The organism is Pseudomonas sp. 22515 (genome assembly GCF_052044625.1).
Lineage (GTDB): Bacteria > Pseudomonadota > Gammaproteobacteria > Pseudomonadales > Pseudomonadaceae > Aquipseudomonas > Aquipseudomonas alloputida.
This window is the reverse complement of the sequence record NZ_JBQENN010000018.1, coordinates 107,506-129,029: the sequence shown is the minus strand read 5'-3', so window position 1 is coordinate 129,029 and position 21,524 is coordinate 107,506. Positions and strand designations below refer to the sequence as shown.

Here is a 21,524-nt window from a genome sequence, read left to right as displayed (position 1 = left end):
ATCCATTCCACGCACGCCTTTTTTCCGATGCCAACCGCACTCCCCCGCACGTTCCCGTCTATCTTCATTTAAGGAAACCTGACTGACCGGGTAGAAGTGTTCAACATTTGGGAAAGGCGACCTGCCAATGCAAAGCATTGTTCTCCTGCTGTGGCTTGCCTTGTGCTCCGAACAGGATGTGCGTCAACGCCAGATCTCCAACGTGTTGACCCTGGGGGCGGCTGGCTGCGCCCTGGCCTGGCTGTTCAGCACCGGTCACAGCTGGATAGGCGCCGAAGCCAGCGAGGCCGGTTGGGCGCTGGCCATCGTCATGCTGCTGACCCTGCCAGGCTACATGCTCGGCCGCTTCGGCGCCGACGACGTCAAGCTCATGGGCGCCCTGGCCTTGGCCACCAGCCCGCAATATGTGCTCGGCACCTTCATTGGCGCGGGTGTCACTGTACTGGTCTGGCTACTGACCCGCCGCCGCCTGTGGACGCTGCTCAACCCCAAGGTCAAGAAGCGTTTGCAGGCCCTGACCGAAGAAATGGGCGACAAGCAGGCGTTCGTCCCCTATGTGTTATCAGGTTTTCTTCTAACGGCCGTATGGATCCAATAACCCTTCCAGTGGTCCGATGACTTGTACAGACCTTGTACATATTCGCTGAGTGCGACTACTTTTAAGCTGCCAGAGCGTCTGGCACGGGAGCAGGGCCGTATAAGAACAGGGAGTTGATCGTGTCCAGATCAGTGAGTGAAGTAAAGGTGTTGGTGGTTGATGACCAACCGGTCATTGTCGAACAGCTGAGTGAATTCCTTCAAACCAAGGGCTATGCCTGCGTTACAGCCCTCTCAACCGACGAAGCCATCGAGCACTATGTGGCGGACCCGACCATCGGCTTGCTCATCTGTGACCTGCACATGCCCGATCGGGATGGCATCGAGTTGGTGCGCGCCTTGAAGGAAATCAACGGCAGCCAGCGCACGTTCGAAGCCATCATGTTGACAGGGCGTGCCGAGAAACAGGACTTGATCCGGGCGATACGCGAAGGTTTTGCCGATTACTACCAGAAGCCGATGGACCTTGATGAACTGCTGGCAGGCGTCCGTCGGCAAGAAGCGGCTTTGCTGGAGCGCCAGCGCAACCTCCGTGATCTGGGTGGGCTGAACCAGCGCTTGCAGGAACTGGCCGAGTCGGTGGACGAACTGTATCAGGACCTGGAAAAAGCCCGTGGCCAAGGCACCCACCGGCGTGCCAGTGATGCAGAAGAAAGCGAAAGCGAGCTGCCAGCAGCGTTCGAGAAACTGTCACCACGCCAACTGGAAGTGGCGCGCCTGGTTAGCAAGGGCAAGACCAATTACCAGATCGCCTGTGAACTGGGCATTACCGAAAACACCGTGAAGCTCTATGTGTCTCAGGTTTTGCGTTTGACGCATATGCACAACCGCACCCAACTGGCTCTGGCGCTGACCCCCAGCTCGTCGCCCGTGCACCAGCGGTTCACGACCCATTGAGTGAAGGCTCGGCACACCATTCTGGAGCGGCCTTGCGCTGCGAAAGGCTGCTCCTGCAAGCCCATAGTTGCCTGCTACAACTGGATCGCCAGGTTCAACGACAACCGAGGCCGACGGTCCAGGCTATCCAGCGCCACATCCGCCAACGGCTTGGCCACTTCCAGCGCCACATTGAACATATGCCCACCCCCTAACCGCACGCCCAGCGCCACCGAAGCCAGATGGGCGTCCTCCACCGGTCCCCGGTTATGCCAGGCCTGAGCGGTATCCACCACCGCATAGGGCTGAACCCGCGCAAGCCAGCTACTGCGCACGCTGTAGTTGACCTCGTAAGCCACACCCCAGCCCTTGTCACCGTCCGCCTGATCGCGCGGGTAACCGCGCCCGAAATGCTGCCCGCCAAACCCCGCACGCTCGCTGTCGGGCAATCGATCATCACTCCAGTACAACGCCCCGGACACCACCCCCTGCACGTTTTCCAACAGGGTGTCGCTCTGCAAACCGGAAAGCCGCAAGCGCAGGAAGTCGAGATCGTAGTCAGCATCGCTGCGTGCCCCCAGGTAGTCCAGCCCCTGATGGACCCCGGCACTGACGATACGCAAACGCCCCCGCTCCACCTTGCGCCAGTCACCTTCGAATGACAGCGCCCGCACATAAGTGTCGTACTTGCGAGACGGTGGCTGTTCGGCCATCCGGTCTTCATCATGCTCACTGACCGAGTACACGTGGCCCTGCACCGCCAGCCACTCATTCGGCCTGACAAGCACCGGCTGACGCAGGCCGATCGCATAGCGCTCACTGTCCTGCTCGCGGGTGATATCGCGGCCATCGTCCAAACGTATGCGCGTGGCGGGCTCGCTGCGGTAGCGCGACGCCGACAGCAGCAGTTGGCTACCGGCGGCGTCCAGGTACTGGCTGTAATCGAGACGCTGGTAGTAGACCCGGTCATTGCCAGGGGGCAACAGCCAGCTGGCCGTGACGCGTTCGCCATGGCGGGTCTGGGCATTGCTGGCTACGGTGATCAGGGCCTGTGCAGCATCACGGCTGGAGTCGGCCACGCTCACAGCGGCGCTGAGCGGCTTGCGCCGTGCATGCACGGTCAACTGGGCGACACCATCGGCAGCCCGCGCCATTGCCAGTTCGGCCTCTACCACAACCCCTGGCATGCGCGTAGCCAGGCCCAGATAGCGCTCCAGCGTTTCGCGGGTCAGTGGGCGCTCGGCCTCAATGCGCGCCAGCAGCTGCTGCAAATACTCGCTGGCCGGCCCAATATCGCCGTCCACGCGGTAATCACGTACGTAACCTTCGACCAGCACCACGTTGACCCTGCCATCGGCCACATCCTGAGGAGGCAGGTAGGCATACGACAGCAAGTAGCCCTCCTGCCGGTAGCGTTGGGTCAGGCGCTGGGTGTATTGCTGCAATTCACCCAACGTGGTTTCGCGCCCGATCAGCGGCTGATAGTGTTCGCGCAGGTCGCCCAGGGGAAACACCGTGCCGCCCTCGAAGCGCACTTTATGCAGTACCAGCCGGGTGTTGGCCGGGGCCCAGTCGGGGTTGTCGATAGCCGCCCCGGCCAGCCGTATGCGGGGGTTCACAGGGGAGTAGTCCGTCATCGGCAGGTTGGCGCTGGGCAGACGCCGCTCGTACTCATGGCTGTCGAGAAACCCCGGCAACGGGTCGGCGTGGGCAGCAAGTGCCCAAAGCAGCAACATCAGGGGCACGACCAGAGGACGCATAGGGCACTCCATGTTCCCATGGGTTGCGGGGCGCCAGCCGGTCACACCCGTCACTTGCAAGCGTAGGTGCTGGCCCGGCTGTCGTCGAACACCTACTCACTGACCTGGAACGCCACCCGCGCCGTCTGACCGCTTTCGTCCAGCGCGCTGAGTTCGGCCTGCCCCACCTGTGGCAAACGCAGCAACAGGCTGTCCTGCCCCTGGGTTTCACCCAACGGCTGGCCGTTGAGGAACCACCAGCGCCGTCCACCACCCCCCAAGGCAGAGACCTGCAATTGCAGCGGCTCAGTGCTGGTGGCCGGGCGGCGCAGATTGTCGCCTGGGCGCACGCCGACAATCGACAGCGGTGGTGCACTGGCCGGCGCCTGCGGCGGGCAGGCCGGGTCGATGGCCGGAAAACGTGCCATGCGCCGCTCGACACGGGGGAGCCAAGGCTCCAGCGGCGCCGGCCACAGGGCGATGTCACGCGCCTTGGCGCCCGGGCAGCTACCATCGACCCGCAAGCCCTGCTCGTTGACCCACACTTTTTCGCGCAAGCCCAGGCCCAGCGGCTGGTCGGCTGCCTGCAAGGTGGGTGGCGTGGTGCCGTCCAGGGTCCATGCAAAGCGCTGACGCCGACAGTTGGTGTCCTGCTTGCTCATCGGCTGGCCCAGCGGCCAACAGATCGCCGCAACGCCGATATTCGCAGGTACCGGCGCTACCGGGACGCTGATGCCGCGTTGGCTGTCGCGATTGCTCAACAGATCGTGCACCTGCAACATCAGCGGCGCCGCCGAGGCCAGGCCGAATTGCCCAGGCACCGGTGTACCGTCGGGGCGGCCAATCCATACGCCGATCAGGTAACGCGGCCCCACGCCAATCGACCAGGCATCGCGAAAGCCGTAGCTGGTGCCGGTTTTCCAGGCCAGTAGCGGGCGCTGCACCAGTTCGGCGTGCGGGTCGCGGTCCGGGCGCGCCTGGCCACTGAGGATACGCCGGATGATCCACGCCGCCCCCGGTGACAGCAACCGGTGCTCCACCAAGGGGGCCTGTGGCTGCAAGCGCACCTGCGCACTGTTGCCACCCCGCGCCAGCGCCGCGTAGCCGCCGACCAGGTCCTCCAGCCGGCTGCCGGCACCGCCCAGGATCAACGACAGGTTGGGCTCGGCAAGGGGTGGCAGTATCAACGGCATGCCCGCCATGCGCAGTTGTGCGGCAAAGCGTTTCGGGCCGTAGGCCTCCAGCAATTGCACGGCGGGCAGGTTGAGCGACAGGGCCAGCGCCGAGCTGGCCGACACCGGCCCGCTGAAACCCATGGAGAAGTTGCCAGGGCGATAGTCGCCATAGCGTCGTGGAACATCCTGCAACAGCGATTCGGAATGGATCAGGCCATCGTCCAGTGCCATGCCGTAAAGAAACGGCTTGAGGGTGGAGCCGGGCGAACGTAACGAGCGCACCATGTCGACATGGCCAAAGCGGCGCTCATCAGACAAATCTATCGAGCCCAGGTACGCGCGCACCGCCATGCTCTGCGCTTCGACCACCAGAATGGCGGCCGAGGTACGCTCCGGCAGCCGTGCGCGCCAGCCCAGCAGCAAGTCTTCGAGGCGCCGCTGAAGCGCAGCGTCAAGCGTGGTACGGATCAGCGGCGGGCTGTCAGCGCTGTTCAGGCGCCGGGCCAACAATGGCGCCAGGGCCGGCTCCTGGCGTGGCGCCAACACCAGCGGCTCCTCGGCCGCCTCGCGAATTTGCCGGGCCGGCCATACCTGGTACTCAGCCAGGCGCTGCAGCACCTTGTCCCGGGCACGCTGGGCACGCTCGGGGTGGCGGTCCGGGCGCAGCCGGCTGGGTGCCTGGGGCAACACGGCCAGCAGTGCCGCTTCGGCAGGTGTCAGGTGCAGGGGCGACTTGCCCAGGTACGCCCAGCTGGCTGCCGCCACGCCCTGAAGCGTGCCGCCGAAAGGTGCGCGGTTCAGGTAGATCTGCAGGATGTCGCGCTTGGACAAGTGCCATTCCAGCTGCAAGGTGCGCCATAGCTGGCGCAGTTTGCCGACCAGGGTACGGTCGTGCGGGTCGAGCAGGCGTGCCACCTGCATCGACAATGTGCTGCCGCCCGACACAACACGCCCGCCGCGCAGGTTCAGCCAGGCCGCGCGGACCAATGCCAGGGGGTTGACCCCTGGGTGGTTGTAGAACCAACGGTCCTCATAAGTCAGCAAAGCCTGCAGGTAAAGCGGCGAAACCTCTTCAGGGCTGACGGGGTAGCGCCACACGCCATCAGCATCGGCAAAGCGCCACAAGGGCGTGCCGTCTTCGGCCAGCACTACCCGGGCCAGGTCATCACCCGGCAGCGGCAGCGGCCAGATACGATCAGCCAGCCAGAACAGGCTGCCGAGCACCAGCAGACTGATCAGCGTGGCACGCAACAACCTGCCCGCACGGCACCGTGGTCGCGCTAAGCTTGGCATCGGGAACCGACCTCGCCAGGTAATGGCCAAAGGCTTTGGGACGACAACCTCGCCGATTTTTTCATCAGGAAGCAACTATGCATGTAGAAGGTTTTTTCGAGTGGCTGGGCCAGGCACTGGGGTCGTTGATCCGCTTCATCGTCGACGCATTGAGCGGGTTGTTCAACCTGCTGGCCAATGCCGGTGGCAACTTCATCGATGGCCTGTCGCGCACCTTGGGCATGGACACTTCGCTGCTGAGCATCCTGGCCCTGATCATCGGCCTGATGCTGCTGTACTCGGCAATCCGCGCATTCATGCGCGCCTCGATCATCCTCGGAATCATCTGGCTGGTGCTGGGGCTGTGGGTGATGAGCTGGGTGATCCACTGATCTGCGCGGTCTTTGTGGGAGCGGCCTTGCGTCGNACTTTCAGCTTCGCCGCTTGAATTGTCGGGGCCGCTTTGCGGCCCTATCACGACGCAAGGCCGCTCCCACACTTTCCGCGTAGAGCGGGTCTCTAGCGGGCTTTCACCGTCATCTCCCCTTGCCCATCGCCCACGGCCTGCAGGTTCGGCCGATACATCGACTCGACCTGCGGCGGCGGCACGCGGTAGGTGCCCGGGGTCACTGCTCGCGCCAGGTACAGCAGGTGGGTGGTGCCATAGCCGTCAAGCTTGAGCGCGGCAACATAACGGTCATCACGGTACTCCTGATGCACCACGCTGGCGTTCTGCATCGACTCGCGCCACGCCTTCACTGCACTGCTGGCGTTGTCCAGGCTGGCGGCGCTTTGAGCCAGGTTCTGGTTTTCCAGCTCCAGGCCGGCCGGCAGCAGGTCCACCACCAACGCATCCGGCACGCGGTCCTCAGCTTTGAGCGCCAGGTGCACCAGCACAAGGTCGCCACTGCGCAGGTTGTGCAAGTCCAGCGGCTGGCCATTCATGCCCAGGTACTCTCTGTGAATCTGCAGGCCGTTGCCGCCAGCAGCAGGTGCCTGTCGCGGGTAGCCGGACAAGGTCAGCTGCTGGTACAGCGTCTCGTTGCCTTCATTCTGCACGCTCAGAGGCGAGGCCAGTAACGGGCCCTCCAGCTTCATACCGGCCTCGGCATTGTTCAACTCGCGCACTTCACCCGCGCTGTCCAGGCGTGCCTGCCACTGGCCTTCCGGCTTGCCAAGCAGGCCACGGCCAGCGAGGAACAGTGCATTGCGCTCTTGGGTCGACAACCAACGGTTGGCCGCCAGTTCATCGGACAAGGCGAACAGGCGCTGATCGACCTGGCTGCTGGCCAGGTTGCTTTCCTGCAGCAGCGCCAGGATCAGTGCCTGGTCACGCAGGGCGCTGCCATAATCGGCCAGCCAGCCTTTGCCACGGCTGATGCCCAGGCCCGCCTGCAAGGCTTGCTCGGCACGCGGTTTGTCGCCCATTTTGTCCAGCGCCACTGCCAGTTGTACCAGCGGCAGACCGGAGCGGGCATCGGCGCGACGTTCGAACAGCCCGCGCAGGGCACCCAACGGCGCCTGCTGGCTGCGCGACAGCACCAGCGCCGCGTAGGCCTGCACCGCAAAGCGCGTGTGGTCGGCATTCTCGCTGTAGTCGACTTCGATCAGGTTGCGTTCCTGCAGGTAACGCAGCAGGCGCTCACTGGCCTTCTTCAATGCCTCGGCGGGTACGCCATACCCTTGGTCACGGGCACGCAGCAGGAAGTCAGTCACATAGGCGGTCAGCCAGTACTCTTCCTCGCTGTCCGAACTCCACAGGCCAAAGCTGCCGTTGTAGCGCTGCATCCCCAGCAGGTGCTCGACGCCCATTTCGATCTTGCGTTTGCGCACATCCGCCGGCTCGCCCTTGATGCCAAGGCGCTTGAGGCTGTCGGCATCGGCGTACAGCGAAGGGTACAGGCCGCTGGTGGTCTGTTCGAGGCAGCCGTAGGGGTAGGCTTGCAGCGCGCGGATCTGCTCGGCAAGGTTCAGCGGCGGCCGGCTCGACAAGGCCAGGCTGGCTTCCAGGCCAGCGGGTTCGAAGGCGGCCAGGTCTGCTTCGGGCAGAGTCCACGGCTGGTCCTTCAAGGCCACACGGTAGTGCTTGAGCATTGCCGGGTAGGCCGGGCGCACGCCCAGCGTCCACTCACGTTCGAACGCATTGACCGGCTCGTTCGGCAGTTGCAGGCCCGTCACCCGGACATGCACCTTGCCCTGCCCCAGCCCCCCCTGGGCCTGCACCGGAATCATCAGCGTCGAGCGCTGCCCTTCGGCCAGGTTAACGCTCTGCACGGCATTGGCCGCCAGGCTCAGTTGCCCATCCGTGGTGATTTCGACGCTCAGTTGTTGGGCGCGGCCGGACAGGTTGGCCAGGTCCAGTGCCAGGCTGGTACGGTCGCCACCGGCCAGGAAGCGCGGGGCCGAAAGCTCGGCAATCAACGGCGCGGCGACCACGGTCTTGCCTTCGGCCATGCCGAAGTGCTCTTCGGTCCAGGCCTGCGCCATCAGCCGCAATTCGCCGTTGAAGTCAGGGATGTCGACCGTGGCCTGGCCCTCACCCTTGTCGTCCAGCGTCACCGGCAGGCTCTGCTGGGCGACGATGGTTACCGTAGTGTTGGGTCGCTTGCCCCCCTTGGCCATCGCTGCGTCACCACCGAACGCCAGGCTGGCCAGGCGGCCTTGGCCGGCCTCTATCAACTGGCCGTAGATGTCCAGTTGATCGGCACCATAGGCCTTGCGCCCGAACAGGCTGGCGAACGGGTCGGGGGTTTTGAAATCGGTGATGTTGAGGATGCCCACGTCCACCGCCGACAACAACACATGCACCTGCTTGGGCACACTGCCATCGGCGTTGGCGGCCTTTACCTTCACTGTCAAAGGCTGTTTCGGGCGCATTTTTTCCGGCGCCTGCAGGCTCAGCGCAAGCTTGCGCTCGGCGCGGTCCAGCGGCAGGTGCAGCACGCCCACGGCGCGCTTGGGCGTGGCATTGGCCTTGCGCTCACCAGGGCGGATAACCAGCGCGCTGATGTACAGGTCGTGACGGGCCCAGGCCTTGTCCAGTTGCACGTCAAAGGTCTTGCCCTCGGCGGGCACATCGATCTCCTGCCACCACAGCGGGCCATCGCTGGACTCGATCATCAGGTAGCCGCTGCCCGCAGCGGGCGGGGTGACGGTGACCTTGGCGGTAGCGCCATCGGTGTAGGAGGGTTTGTCCAGCGCCAGCTTGACCTGGTCCGGCCGCACCGCGCCGCCCTCAGCGTTGTCCTGGGCACGGTAGCCGGCCCAGAAGCGCTCACTGGACACCAGACCGGTCTGCGGGTCTTCGACCTCGACGCGGTAAGGGCCCCACTCAACCTGGAAGCTGAGTTTGGCGGTGGAACCTGCCTTGACGCTGATCGTCTCTTCGTTCTGGGTCAGGAACTTCTCGTTGTAGGCGTAGCTCCAGCCGTCGCTTTGCGAGTAATTCCAGTAGTAATCGCGGCGTTCGCGAACAAGGCGCACCTTAAGCGCGTCGGCCGCCAGTTTGTTACCGTCGCGGTCGGCCACCAGGAATTCGAATTCCACGGGCCCGTCGCTATCGGTCTCCTCACCTTCGAACAGGCCTCGCAGGCCCGGCAGGCGCTCAGCCGGCCAGATAGGCTGCTCCAGGCGCCGGGTGATCGGCCGGCCACCCGACTCCTGCAGGCTGGCCTGCACGGTCAGTTGCAGCGGAGAGCGGGCTTCGGCCCAACGGCTTTCGATATCGACCACCGCCTTGCCGGCCTGGTCAAGGGTGACTTCGTCCAGTTCCAGGTCCTGGTTCAGATCGGTTTCGGTGACCGAGCCGAACTGGTAGCCAGGCAACGCCGGTACTGCCTCGCGCAGCGGGCGTACATAGGCCTGACCGCTCAGGCGGTTGCCGGCGGCCGGCGCACCATAGAGATAACGGCCATTGACCTGGATACGCGCATCTTCATCCGGCGAAAGCGGTGTGTTGCTGCCCTTGAGCTCCAGCGCCAGGCGCTCGGGCAGGAAGTCTTCAACGAGGAATTCATAGACCTGCTTGCGCCCGCCACCCAGGTCGAGCAGCAGTTGCCAACGGCCGGTCGGGGCCTCGGTGGCCAGTTGCAACTGGTATTGGTACAAGCCATTGCTGTCGGCTTCCCAGACGAACTTGCGGCTCACCTGTTCATCCGGGCGACGCACTTCCACGCTCACCGGCTGGGCTTTGACCGGCTTGCCGTCCTGGTCGCGCAGCAGGCCGTTGAGCAGCACCGTCTCACCCGGGCGGTACAGGTCACGCGGGCCGAAGATGAAGAACTGCAGCGGGTTGGCCTGAGGCCCGGTGATGTCGAATTCGGCCAGGTCCAGGGCTGCGGTGTTCAGGCGCAGCAGCGTGGTATGCACGCCCTGGGTGGCAATGAGGGTATCGGCCTTTGGCGTGATTGGCAGTTGGGCATGCCCCTTGCCATCGGTGGTGGCCTGGGCCAGCAGCTTGCCCTTTTCGCCATGGATTTCCAGGTTGACGCCGCTCAGCGCCTTGCCGCCTTCCAGGGCTTGAGCAAACACGTCAATGCGGTCGCGGTAACGGTGGGCCGACACGCCGATGTCGCTGAGGGTGAACAGGGTTGCCGGCTGAGAATAATCGTAGGTACCCGAGGCGCGCATCACTGCCAGGTACACGCCTGGCGCCTGCAACGGCTTGATGCCGGCAATCGGCAGCAACACGGTCTCGCGCGTGTTGCGCGCCGGGTTTAGATCGAAGCGGCCGCTGTAGACCAGCTCGGCCATGTCCAGGGTTTCCTTGGACTGGTAGTAGTACAGGCTGCTGTTGCGTCCCCAGTTGGCCAGGAAGGTCGAGAGCATGTCTGGCTTGACGCGGAAGAACTCGACATCCACTTTGTCGACGTTCAGAGCAATCACCGGCAGGCCTTCTGCCAGGCGGGTAGGCAGCAGCGAGCCGCGGCTGGCAAAGCCGATGGTCGGCTGCATGTCGCGGGTTTCCAGGCGGGTGATCGACTCGCTGTCCAGCTGCTTGCCGTTGACTGCCAGCAGCCCCTTGTCGACGGTCAGCACCAGCTTGCGCTGCGGCTCCAGGTGGCGCAGGCGCAGCTCCATCTGGTTGTCGGAGAGTTCCCAGGCGCCATCTAGCTTACCCTTGACGGTGTCGACCAGGTGCACCTTGGTGGCGAAGTCCTGCTTGGCATCCAGCGGTGCTGAGAAGCTGATCGACAGCGTTGCCGCGCCATCGAGCTGCACTTCCGATACGTCCAGCACCGTGAGTTCGCGGCCCTCGTAGCGCTTGGCGAGCACGGCCGGGTCCTCACGCTTGGGGGCGGGGGTTTCGGCGGGCGCGGGCGCCACGGTTTTCTCGACCGGCGCCGGTTTGCCCGGCGTGGAAGAGTCACAGGCACTGAGCAACGCCAGCGCGCAGGCCAGCAACAATCCTTTGTTGAACATGAGATAGGAACTCTTGGGCAGCGTGTACGTGAGGGCAGCAACTATAGCGCAACGTCAGGTGCAGCACCCGGCGTTGCGCGCCAGGTCAGACCATGGTCGCGCTAAATGGTTGCCTGGTCGTTACACTGTGGCCATTCGTTAAAGGGGCCGCATGGCGTCCCTTCGCGGGNGAGCGAGCAAGCCCGCGAAGGGGCACACAGCGGCCCCAAAATCTCATGGAATGCACATGCCCCAACTCGCTGCCGACTGGCGCCACCGCCCCACCCACCGCAAGGTCTGGGCGCTGGCCGCGCCGATGATCCTGTCCAACATCTCGGTACCGCTGGTGGCGCTGGTCGACAGCACGGTCATCGGTCATCTCCCGCACGCCCACCAACTGGGCGCCGTGGCCGTGGGCGCCACCTTGTTCACCTTCATGGTCGGCCTGATGGGCTTCCTGCGCATGGGGTCCACCGGCTTCGCTGCCCAGGCCGCCGGCCGTGGCGACGGTGCAGCGCTACGCCAGGTACTGGTGCAAGGGCTGCTGCTGGCGGTCGGCTTCGCCCTGTTGATCGGCCTGCTGGCCCTGCCCTTCAGCCAGCTCGCACTCCATGCGATGCAACCCAGCGCAGCCCTGCAGCAATCCACCGAAGACTTCTTCCATACCCGCCTGCTTGGCCTGCCTGCGGCGCTGGCCAGTTACGCGCTGGTCGGCTGGTTCCTCGGCACCCAGAACGCCAGGGCGCCACTGGCCATCCTGCTGACCACCAACCTGCTGAACATCGCCTTGAACCTGTGGTTCGTGCTGGGCCTGGACTGGGGTGTACTGGGCTCGGCGCGGGCGTCGGTAATTGCCGAATGGACTGCCGCCCTGCTCGGTTTGGCCCTGACCCGCCCGGCCCTGCGGGCTTACCCGGGGCAGATCGTGTGGGCAGCGCTCAAGCGCTGGCAGGCCTGGAGGCCACTGCTGGCGGTGAACCGCGACATCTTCCTGCGTAGCCTGGCGCTGCAACTGGTGTTCCTGCTGATCACCGTGCAGGGCGCGCGTCTGGGCGAAGCGACCGTGGCGGCCAACGCCCTGTTGCTCAATGGCCTGCTACTGACGGCCTATGCGCTGGATGGGCTGGCCCATGCGGTGGAGGCCTTGTGCGGCCATGCCATTGGTGCCCGTGACCGCGACACTTTGCGCCGCTCGCTGGTGGTCGCTTGTGGTTGGTCACTGATCACCAGCGTGGGGTTTGCCGGGCTGTTCCTGCTGGGTGGACACCTGTTCATCGACTTACAGACTGATATCGACAGTGTGCGGGCGGCGGCTTATCCGTATTTGCCCTACCTGGCGTTGCTGCCGTTGATCGCGGTGTGGAGTTACTTGCTGGATGGCTTGTTCATCGGCGCGACCCGGGCGCGGGAAATGCGTAATGCAATGCTGGTTTCGGTGTTGATTGCGCTGCCGGTGGCACTGGCCATGAGCGGGTTGGGCAACCATGGGTTGTGGATGGCGTTTCTTGGGTTCATGGGGTTGCGGGCGGTGACGTTGGGGTGGGTCGGGTGGCGGTTGCAGCAGAGAGACCTGTGGTTTGGCTGATTGGGGCCGCTTTGCGGCCCATCGCGACGCAAGGCCGCTCCCACATGGGATAGCGGGTCGGCCTGCTTTCGCGGGCTGGCTGATTGGGGGATAGCGGGTCGGCCTGCTTTAGCGGTCCCTGTGGGAGCGGCCTTGTGTCGCGAAATGAGGGCGAAGCCCTCACATGCTCACAGCCATACACAGTCCCAGTGGGGATACTCGCCAGCCCGCCGCACCAGGCCGGCCCGAATGGGGTTGGCGATGATGTAGCGGGCCACCGCTCGCACATCCTCCTCGCGACGCAAAGCCCGGTCATGAAAGCTGGTTTGCCAGATATGCCGTCTTTCAACACCGGCCTTGTACAAGGCACAGCTGCTTCTGGATTTGAATTCGCACATCAGCCTACCCAGGCTCACTGGACCCAGCTCGATGAGCCAGTGAAGGTGATCCGGCATCAACACCCATGCCAGCGATCGACAAGCCTTGCGCTCATCGCTGAACCGCAACTGCTGGATCACGGTCCTGGCGAATCGGAAGTCTTTGAACAACGGCGTTCGGCTGCGGGTAGTTGTAGTCAACAGGTAGAGGCGCCCGGATTCGGACACCCGGCCATTACGTAAACGATGGGAGCCTGGACGTTCCATGTCGTTCTCCTTTGAATTGTGCATTCAAAGTTAGCGCCGCGAATGCGACGGGCGAGGACAGGACCATTACCGGATATGACACGGTGAGGGCTTCGCCCTCATATCGCGACGCGAGGCCGCGCCCACAAAAACAAGCAAACCGTGCAGTTTTTGCGGGGCGGCCCCGTCAATTACGACGACAGGTACGAAGACCGGGTCAAGCCCAGGCGCAAGGCATCCAGATACTGGGTCCGCTCACGCGCAGTGATCTTGGCGCTGGCGACCTTGTCGCGGTAATGCGTCATCAACTCTTCCGGCGACAGGTGCACGTAGCGCAGCATGTCTTCGATGGTGTCGTGGGTTTCGATACCCGCGTGGTACACGCTGCCGTCGGCATTCTGGTAGATGTTCACCGAGTCGGTGTCACCGAACAGGTTGTGCATGTCACCCAGGATTTCCTGGTAGGCACCCACCAGGAACACGCCCAGCAGGTAATCCTCGCCCTCCTTCACCGCATGCACCGGCATGCTGGTTTCGATGCTCTGCTCGTCAACGTACTGGTTGATCTTGCCGTCGGAATCGCAAGTCAGGTCCTGCAATACCGCACGCCGCATCGGCTCTTCGTCCAAGCGGTGCAGCGGGATGATCGGCAGGACCTGGCCGATGGCCCAGGTGTCTGGCAGGCTCTGGAACACCGAGAAGTTGCAGATGTACTTGTCGGCCAGCTTGTCGTTCAGCTCGTCCAGCACCTGGCGGTGCGAGCGCTGGCGGGCTTTCAGCGAGTTGTGCAGGCGGCGGCACACGGCGAAATAGCACTGCTCGGCCAGGGCCTTCTCGCCCAGGCTCAGCTTGCCATCGGCGTACTGCGCGGCCACATCACCCATGTAGTGGGTGGCGCGCCAGTAGGTCTCGGTGACCATCTCGATGTCGGTCGGGCCAAGCAGGTCGACCAGCCACTGCACGGTCTCGGGCAGGGCTTCCTTGTTCTCGATGGTCGGTACGTCGTCGTTGTGTTTCTCGACGTCGGTCACCTGGATCACCAGCATGGCGTGGTGCGCGGTCAGCGAACGGCCACTCTCGGAGAAGATGTGCGGGTGCGGCAAGCCCTGCGCGTCGCAGAACTCCTTGAGCATGCCCACCACCACGCCGGCGTAGTCGTCCATGTCGTAGTTGATCGAGCTGGCATTGCGCGAGTGGGTGCCGTCGTAGTCCACACCCAGGCCGCCACCCACGTCGATGTGGTCGACCGGCAGGCCCAGCGCACGCAGTTCGCCGTAATAACGGATGGCTTCCTTGAAACCGTGCTGGTAGTCAGCCAGGTTGGCAATCTGCGAACCCATGTGGAAGTGCAGCAGGCGGATGCCCTGATCCAGGCCCGCATCGCGGAAGCGCTGCACCACCGAAAGCAACTGGGCGGCGGACAAACCGAACTTGGACTTCTCGCCACCGGTGTCGGCCCACTTGCTCGAGGCCAACGACGACAGGCGAACGCGCAGGCCAACCTGTGGTTTCACCTTGAGCTCGGCGGCCTCTTCGATCACCAGGGCCACTTCCGACTCTTTCTCGATGACGATGAACACATTGTGGCCAAGCTTCTGACCCATCAGCGCCAGGCGAATGAACTCACGGTCCTTGTAGCCGTTGCAGACGATGGTGCCGCCCTTCGGCGCCAGCGCCAGCACTGCCAGCAACTCGGGTTTGGAGCCGGCTTCCAGGCCGATGGAAACGTTTTGCGTGGCGATGATGTTTTCCACCACCGCTTCCTGCTGGTTGACCTTGATCGGGTACAGCGCGGTGTACTGGCTCTGGTATTCCAGGCGCGCGATGTTGGCGTCGAAGGCACCGGTCAGCTGGCGCACACGGTCCTGCAAAATGTCAGGGAAGCGTACCAGCAAGGGCAGCGACAAGCCGCTCTGGCGCAGTTCGTCGACCTGTTCGAACAGGTCGATCGGAGCGCTTTGAGGGCCGTTGGGGCGTACTTCGACGCGCCCGGCTTCATTGATGGCGAAATAGCCAGCGCCCCAATGGCGGATACCATAAACACTGCGGCTGTCGGCCACGGTCCATTGGCTACCATCGTCTTTGCGTGTGCGTCGTACGGACATTCAAGTCCCCTATAGATAAGTCGAAGACACTGCCCGCAGGCAGCGGGGCGAGTGTAAAAGCTGAAAATGACGATTCATCCGTGCTCAGGCATAGACTCTGACCACGGGAACGAGTTTAGAAAGCGCTGGGCAAAAAATCGCGCGATGGCCTCAGCCGCCGGACTTTTTCGCCTTGAAACCCTGTTTGGTCAGCTCGCCGATCAACAGCTCGACATGGTCGCCCTGGATCTCGATAACCCCGTCCTTCAAGGCGCCGCCGGTACCGCAGCGGCGCTTGAGTGTGGTCGCCAGCTCTTTGAGCTGATCGGGCGGCAGCGGCACGCCGGTGACGGTGGTCACGGTCTTGCCGCCACGGCCTTTGCTTTCGCGGCGCACGCGGGCAATGCCGTCGCCTTCGGGGATGATTTGCTGCTTGCAGGTGCAGGCGTCCACCGGCTGGCCACAGTCGGGGCAGTGCCGACCGGCGTCGGTGGAGTACACGAGACCGCCAAGGGCGGAAAAGGAAGAAGCTTTCTTGGCCACTTTTGTTCCTCGGTGCTGAGGACAAAAACTGGTCGTGCCTTGGGGTTGAGGCCGACCGCGAAGCCCCACTCTGGCAGGGGCGGCGCTACTGCTGCAAGAATTGCGGCAGCCCGAAAAGGGCGCGCAGTGTAACGATAAATACGCCGGTTGTGTAGGAGCGGATTTACCCGCGAACAAGGGCAAAGCCCTTGCCCTGGGAAACGGGTGTCTGGGCCGGTATTTCGCGGGCAAACCCGAGCCTACAAAGTGGCCTTGTAGCGCTGCAACGCCGCCAACGAGTCCGGGCAATAAGGCTTGCTCAGGCTTTCCTGCTCAGCCTGTTCCAGACCGATGAAGCGCGCTTCAATAACCTCTTCCGGCTGCAACCGCAACGGCGCATCCGACACCGCCGAATACACCGCGCACCACAAGCGGTTATCCGGCTGGTCGAAATAGAACCGCTCGTGAAAGCGCAGCTCGGCGCCCTCGATGCCTAGCTCTTCGGCCAGCTCGCGCGCGGCCGACTCGGCATACGCTTCGCCAGCCGCGACCATGCCGCCCGCTGCCACATCCCAATAGCCGGGGTACAGCGCCTTGCTCAGCGTACGCCGGTGTACACACAATTCACCGGCACTGTTGAACAGCAGAATGAACGTGCAGCGACCGATCAGGCCACGCTCGCGCAGCTCGGCACGGGGCAAGACGCCCAGTACCTGGTCGGTTTCGTCCACCCAGGTGACCAGCTCGCGGTCGGAAGCCGCCCGATGGGCGGCCTCGGTTGGGCTGATAGCCATCATCAGCCCTGCGACAGCAGCTGACGCAGATCGATAACCGCAGCGTTGGCCCGGGAAATGTAGTTGGCCATGACCAACGAGTGGTTGGCCCACATGCCGAAGCCACTGCCGTTGAGCACCATCGGGCTCCACAGCGACTCTTGCGAGGCCTCCAGCTCACGGATGATCTGACGCACGCTGACGGTGGCATTCTTCTTCGCCAGCACGTCGGCGAAGTCCACCTCGATGGCACGCAGCAGGTGCGACAGCGCCCAGGCTTGGCCACGGGCTTCATAGAACACGTTGTCGATCTGCAGCCATGGGGTTTCCACCAGCTCCTCATCCACCTGCGGCGCCTGGCCGGCAACGACCGACTCGGTCTTCAGCGTGGTGTTGAGCTTGACCCGGCCAACGCTGGCCGACAGGCGCTGCGACAGCGAGCCCAGACGGGTGGCGACGTCACCTAGCCAGTTGTTCAGGTTGTCGGCGCGGGTATAGAAGATAGCGCCCTTGTCGCCGGCAGCCAGACGGGTCTGGTAGCGGGTCAGCGACTTGATGCCCTCTTCGAACTCCGACTCGCTCGATGGCAGGATCCAGCTCTTGTTGTCGAAGTTGAAGCGCGGCTCGGCCTTGGCCAGGTCGGCGTCTTCGGTGGACTGCGACTGCGAACGGGCGAAGTCTTTACGCAGGGCACGGGACAGGTCGCGGACCTGGACCAGCACGCCATATTCCCAGCTTGGCATGTTGTCCATCCACAGCCCTGGCGGGAAGCGGTCGTTGGAAATGTAGCCGCCCGGCTTGTTCAGCAAGGTGCCGGCCACGGTCTTGAGGGTTTCGACGGTGGTATAGCCCACCACCATCTGCTGGCCAGCACGTTCGGCTGCGGCCTGGGCGTTTTGCTGCACCGGGAACAGAGCAGGCTCCTGGCTCCAGTACCAGCCCAGGCCGATACACACCAGCAGGTACAACCCGATCAGGGTCCCCAGGGCACGGCTCCAAAGGCCGCCAAGGTAGCTACGGGCGGCAGCGCCGCGCCCGTCGACACGCTCACGGGGCTCGGCTTTGGCCTCGCGGTTTTTCCAGTCCAGCATGGCTTTGTCCTTATCAGTCACGACGGTTCAGGGGCTTTGACCACAGGCCTGCGCTAGCGTGCCACGGGAAGCCCGAATGGCTGCACTATAAAGCAGACACCACCGTACGCATAAGCGACCATTCAGTCAGCAACTGAATATTCGTTCTGCCCGCTTTGTTGACGCAGGGCACTCACGCACGTGAAAAGAGCTGCTAGCATAGAGCCATCATTGCCCCTGCACATCCCAACCTATAAGTAGCCAGGACATGAGCCAAGCAGTCGAGCCGAGCCCGCAGTGCCCCGTCCAACAGCTGACGCGTAACGGCCTGCGCAAGGACGACCCGCTCGACCCGCTGCTGCTGCCGGTGCGCAAACCGGTGTACATCCTGCTGCAGGACCACGAGCGTGCCCAGCGCCTGGCCCAGCAACTGGAATTCTTTGGTCTGGTGGTGCAGGCGTTGCCCTGCGCTGCGGCGTTTCTCGCCTCGATCAGCGAGTACCCGCCTTCGGCCATCATCATGGATGTCGACTTCACCGGCGCCGGCCTGGGCTTGCTGCTGGCTGCTCGGGTGCAGCAGGGCCTGGCACGCGCCATTCCGTTGCTGTTCTTCAGCCATCACGAAGCCGACACCCCGACCCGTCTGGCTGCGGTACGCGCCGGTGGCCAGGACTTTCTCACCGGCAGCCTGGAAGCTTCCAGCTTGCTGGAAAAGGTCGAACTGCTGACCAACGCCACCCCGCACGACCCGCTGCGCGTGCTGATCATCGACGATTCGCGCACCCAGGCCCTGTACACCGAGCGTGTACTGGCCGGCGCCGGCATGCTCACCCGCAGCCTGACCGACCCGATCCGCACCATGGCCGAGCTTGCCGACTTCCAGCCCGACCTGATCATCCTCGACCTGTACATGCCGGCCTGCACCGGCCCGGAGCTGGCCAAGGTAATCCGCCACAGTGACCGTTATGTGAGCGTGCCGATCATCTACCTGTCTGCCGAGGACGACCTGGACAAGCAACTGGATGCCATGAGCGAAGGCGGTGATGACTTTTTGACCAAGCCGTTTCGCTCACGCCACCTGATCACTACCGTGCGCAACCGCGCCGCCCGCGCCCGCCATTTGAAGGCACGCATGGTCCGCGACAGCCTGACCGGGCTGTACAACCACACCCATATCCTGCAGCTGCTGGAAGACTGCAGCTTCCGCGCCCGCCGTGAGCAGCAGCCGTTGAGCTTTGCCATGCTCGACATCGACCACTTCAAGAAGATCAACGATCGCCACGGCCACCCCATGGGCGACCGCGTGATCAAGAGCCTTGCCCTATTCCTCAAGCAGCGCTTGCGCAAGACCGACTTTATTGGCCGCTACGGTGGCGAAGAGTTTGCCATCGTCATGCCCAATACCGCGCTGGACGCCGCACACAAGGTGCTGGACGAAATTCGCCGGCGCTTTGCCGACATTCTCTACCCGGCGCAGCCGCGGGATTTGCAGTGCACCTTCAGTGCAGGGGTGGTGCAACTGGATGAGGGGCTGGATGCACTGACCATGGCCAGTGCAGCGGACGAGGCGCTGTACCGGGCCAAGCATGCGGGGCGTAATTGCGTCGTTCGTGTAGAGCCCTGAGATTCGCACTCACTGTGCCGGCTTCTTAACAGGCTCGCCCGCTTCCCCAGGCATTTCACATACCTCAAGTCTGGAGGTAAACCTGTGGGAGCGGGCAAGCCCGCGAAGAGGCCAGTGCCAGCCACACCAATAGAGGCACTGTGCCACTTTTTTCTGACACCAAGCCCCTGGCGTCATCACCCCGTCACAAAATCGCAATAACTTCAGGCGCCTACCTCTCACCTGCGCAGGAAATTCGCGGCTATGCGCCTGAAGTGGCTGACCAATTTCAACACCCTATTGCTGGTGACCGTGTGTATCGCCTTGGGCGCCACCCTGTGGTGGTCGCAGCGCGCCCTCGAGCGCCCCTACCAGCTGATGGAGCGCTATCTGGGCCTGTCTCAGCAGTTCCAGAACCAGACGGCGCGCAATATCCAGGCCTACCTGGGCAGCGGCGATGCCCTGCGTCAGGCCGCAGCCATGGAGGCGACCCAGCAGTTGCAGGCCGCACTGACGGATTGGCCCGTAGAGCTGGCCGAGAAGTTGCGCCCCAGCCTGGATAGCCTGCAGGCCTTCACCGCCAACGAACTGCTGGCCGCCGGTAAGCTGGCCGGCGACCCACAAGCCCTGCTGCTGCAAGCCGAGCGGGAGCTGGGGGCGAACTTCGAGCAGATGGCCAGCTATGCCCGCGACAGTGGCAACGCCGAGGCCAATCGCTACTTGCTGCCCTTGCTCGACGCCACCCTGCACCTGGGGCGGCTGTCATTGGCTCGCGACAAGCTGGTCAGCAGCGGCCGCCCGGAGCTGGCCGATGAGGTGGAGCGCGAGCTGCAACTGATCCGCGCCCAGGCCCAAACGGTCGACGGCCTGCCACTGCTCGGCGTAACCCGCACTGCCGAATCCGGTGCCGACGACTTCGCTGCAATGATGGGCCTGGAATCCCGGGCCAGTGCCCAGCAGGAAGACATTGCCGTAGGCCTGAAGCGTGAATTGCAAAGCCTGCTCAACCGCTACCCGGCCGAACTGCAACGCACCCGCGAACAGATCGAGCGCCGCGTCGCGCTGGCCGCCACCACCGGCCAGCGCCTGGAAGCCGTACAACAGGCCATCGCCGCGCTGGAACCCGAAGTGCGCGGCCAGCATGCGAAAATCGCTGCCGAGGTGCGCATCATCCAAGGCCTGATGATCGGCCTGATCCTGCTGATCGCCCTACTGATCGACACGCTGCAACGGCGCCTGGCCCGTACCCTGACCGGACTGGCCCCGGCCCTGTCGTGCTGGGCTGAGGGCGACTTCGCCCAAGCCATCGCCCTGGGCAAGACCAACCGCGAACTGCACGACATCCAGGAGTCGCTCAACCGCCTGCGTCAGTACCTGGTGGAGCTGGTCGGCACCATCCGCCATAACGCCGAGCAGGTGGCCGGCAGCAGCCACGCCCTGGCCGGCATGAGCGCTGCGCTGCACGGCGGCGCCGAGCGCCAGGCCGGCGATACCGGGCAGATCCGCGATGCCTTGGGCGAGCTGGAAGCGACCATTCAACAAGTGGCTGGTGATGCCAGCGCAGCCGCCGAGGCCAGCCGCGATGCCGGGCGTGCGGTGGAACAAGGCCAGGCGGTAATCGGCCAAAGCCTGTCGGGCTTGCGTGAGCTGGTCGATGAAGTGCAAGGCAACGCCCGCATGATCGAACAATTGGCGGAAGAGTCGGCCACCATTGGCGGGGTACTGACGGTGATCCGCGCGATTGCCGAGCAGACCAACCTGCTGGCACTGAATGCCGCGATCGAAGCGGCCCGTGCCGGCGAGATGGGCCGTGGCTTTGCCGTGGTCGCCGATGAGGTGCGCTCACTGGCTCAGCGCACCACGGGGGCTACCGGCGAGATCCAGGCGTTGATCGACCGCCTGCAGCAGGCCGCCAGAAGTTCGGTGGCGGGGATGCGCGCGCAACTGGAACATGCCGAGGCCACGGCCAACCAAGCCCAGGCGGCGGATGGGGCACTGGATGAGATTGTCTGTGCCATTCGCACCATTGCCGATACGGCGGTGCGGATTGCCGATGTCACGGCGCAGCAGAGTGGCGCGGTGAGCGAGATTCGTGACCACAGCGAGCGGATTCACGCGTTGGGTGAAGACAACCTGCAGCGCATTGGCGAGGGGCGTGAACAGGGCGAACAGCTGCTGAGCCTGGGCGGTGAGCTGAACCGGGCCGTGCGAGCATTCAGGGTCTGA

The 21,524-nt window shown here is 63.9% G+C and carries 14 protein-coding genes; 6 read left to right on the top strand and 8 right to left on the bottom strand.

Annotated elements, in window-relative coordinates; translation table 11 throughout:
- The first annotated feature begins 127 nt into the window (after positions 1-127).
- Positions 128-598: an A24 family peptidase gene (locus ACTJJN_RS17965; protein WP_010951848.1), complete on the top strand. Its 471-nt coding sequence runs from the start codon at positions 128-130 to the stop codon at positions 596-598.
- Between the two features lie 119 nt (positions 599-717).
- On the top strand, positions 718-1,494 hold the full coding sequence (locus ACTJJN_RS17960) for a response regulator transcription factor (RefSeq protein WP_012051094.1): 777 nt from the start codon (positions 718-720) through the stop codon (positions 1,492-1,494).
- A gap of 74 nt (positions 1,495-1,568) precedes the next feature.
- On the opposite strand, the gene ACTJJN_RS17955 is transcribed toward ACTJJN_RS17960, so the two are convergent.
- Positions 1,569-3,233, bottom strand: a complete 1,665-nt coding sequence (locus ACTJJN_RS17955; RefSeq protein ID WP_017148079.1) for a ShlB/FhaC/HecB family hemolysin secretion/activation protein — start codon at positions 3,231-3,233, stop codon at positions 1,569-1,571.
- 92 nt (positions 3,234-3,325) lie between these two features.
- Entirely contained in the window at positions 3,326-5,680 is a 2,355-nt protein-coding gene (gene pbpC / locus ACTJJN_RS17950; protein WP_440781476.1) for a peptidoglycan glycosyltransferase PbpC, read from the bottom strand.
- A gap of 77 nt (positions 5,681-5,757) precedes the next feature.
- On the opposite strand from pbpC, the gene ACTJJN_RS17945 reads away from it, so the two are divergent.
- Positions 5,758-6,051 (top strand): hypothetical protein, encoded by a 294-nt coding sequence (locus ACTJJN_RS17945; RefSeq protein WP_004577004.1) that lies wholly within the window; start codon positions 5,758-5,760, stop codon positions 6,049-6,051.
- Between the two features lie 127 nt (positions 6,052-6,178).
- Here ACTJJN_RS17945 and ACTJJN_RS17940 read toward each other — a convergent pair whose 3' ends face one another.
- Complete coding sequence (locus tag ACTJJN_RS17940; protein ID WP_440781475.1) at positions 6,179-11,080, bottom strand: alpha-2-macroglobulin family protein; 4,902 nt, start codon at positions 11,078-11,080, stop codon at positions 6,179-6,181.
- A 226-nt stretch (positions 11,081-11,306) separates the two neighbouring features.
- Between ACTJJN_RS17940 and ACTJJN_RS17935 the strand changes: the two genes are divergently transcribed.
- Positions 11,307-12,644, top strand: a complete 1,338-nt coding sequence (locus tag ACTJJN_RS17935) for an MATE family efflux transporter (RefSeq protein WP_143999519.1) — start codon at positions 11,307-11,309, stop codon at positions 12,642-12,644.
- A gap of 167 nt (positions 12,645-12,811) precedes the next feature.
- Here ACTJJN_RS17935 and ACTJJN_RS17930 read toward each other — a convergent pair whose 3' ends face one another.
- From ACTJJN_RS17930 to ACTJJN_RS17910, 5 genes are all read right to left on the bottom strand, one after another.
- The gene (locus tag ACTJJN_RS17930) at positions 12,812-13,267 is read right to left on the bottom strand and encodes an REP-associated tyrosine transposase (protein WP_017148076.1); all 456 of its coding nucleotides are present in this window, start codon (positions 13,265-13,267) and stop codon (positions 12,812-12,814) included.
- Positions 13,268-13,437: 170 nt separating this feature from the next.
- Entirely contained in the window at positions 13,438-15,351 is a 1,914-nt protein-coding gene (gene speA / locus ACTJJN_RS17925) for an arginine decarboxylase (RefSeq protein ID WP_010951840.1), read from the bottom strand.
- A gap of 150 nt (positions 15,352-15,501) precedes the next feature.
- On the bottom strand, positions 15,502-15,873 hold the full coding sequence (locus ACTJJN_RS17920; protein ID WP_003255318.1) for a translation initiation factor Sui1: 372 nt from the start codon (positions 15,871-15,873) through the stop codon (positions 15,502-15,504).
- 239 nt (positions 15,874-16,112) lie between these two features.
- Positions 16,113-16,646: an NUDIX hydrolase gene (locus ACTJJN_RS17915; protein WP_440781474.1), complete on the bottom strand. Its 534-nt coding sequence runs from the start codon at positions 16,644-16,646 to the stop codon at positions 16,113-16,115.
- A gap of 2 nt (positions 16,647-16,648) precedes the next feature.
- On the bottom strand, positions 16,649-17,716 hold the full coding sequence (locus ACTJJN_RS17910) for a DUF2333 family protein (RefSeq protein WP_014589550.1): 1,068 nt from the start codon (positions 17,714-17,716) through the stop codon (positions 16,649-16,651).
- 247 nt (positions 17,717-17,963) lie between these two features.
- Between ACTJJN_RS17910 and ACTJJN_RS17905 the strand changes: the two genes are divergently transcribed.
- Entirely contained in the window at positions 17,964-19,319 is a 1,356-nt protein-coding gene (locus ACTJJN_RS17905; RefSeq protein WP_392490462.1) for a diguanylate cyclase, read from the top strand.
- A gap of 243 nt (positions 19,320-19,562) precedes the next feature.
- Positions 19,563-21,524 carry a methyl-accepting chemotaxis protein gene (locus tag ACTJJN_RS17900; protein WP_014755202.1) on the top strand — a complete coding sequence of 654 codons (1,962 nt, stop codon included), beginning with the start codon at positions 19,563-19,565 and terminating at the stop codon, positions 21,522-21,524.